The organism is Halorubrum sp. SP3 (assembly GCF_005435195.1).
GTDB lineage: Archaea > Halobacteriota > Halobacteria > Halobacteriales > Haloferacaceae > Halorubrum > Halorubrum sodomense.
Window position 1 is genome coordinate 493 of the sequence record NZ_SGTU01000114.1, and the last position, 661, is coordinate 1153.

Annotated in this window: 1 protein-coding gene; it reads left to right on the plus strand. The window is 52.3% G+C overall.

All coding sequences use genetic code 11. The features are described 5' to 3' along the window. Nucleotides 1-59: 59 nt before the first annotated feature. Nucleotides 60-661, plus strand: a 602-nt coding sequence (locus EXE42_RS18765; protein ID WP_158293736.1) for a hypothetical protein, incomplete at its 3' end; no start/stop codon positions are given.

Here is a 661-nt window from a genome sequence, read left to right on the forward strand (position 1 = left end):
AAGCACTTACTTCTGAAGAGTTCTTGAATCTCACCGAATTCAGTACTACATCTGGAGGCGTGATTGACGCCACCGGGAACGCGGAAGCGACTATTAACCTCGACGAGGCAGGGACGTACCTTTTAATCTGCCATGTTGGTGGCGAGGTGTATGAAGCAGGCGATGATCGGCCGTTCTTCAACGGAACGACCGCCCTCTCAGTTGATGCTGTCACTGCTCAAGAAGCGGCATCGACAATTGATGTCGCCACGACAAATGGTGAGGTTGAAGCAGGTACCAATGTCTCCGTAGATGCGACGGCTAACCTTGCTGCTGACGGCAACGTTTCACACGCCGTCGTCGTGATGGACGAGAGTACGTTTAGTCAAAGTTCCAGTCGGATTATCATCGACGATGAGTTCTCGCGTGATCTACGGACTGGTAATGTCACAGTCAACTCGTCAATCGCCGAGATTCAGGGTGTTGCGAACGTCGCGCCAAATGTCAGAATCTCTGGTACGGAGATTGCGTCTGACCGCTTCTCAGGCACCGTGAGTACTGAGGAGCAAGCGAGCAGCTTCTTTGATATTCGGAATGCGATTGTCGATGGATTCGACGTTCGCGACCAGGCTGGTGACGCAGCCACGTTCAACGCTGTTGGTGATACAACACTTAATGCCTC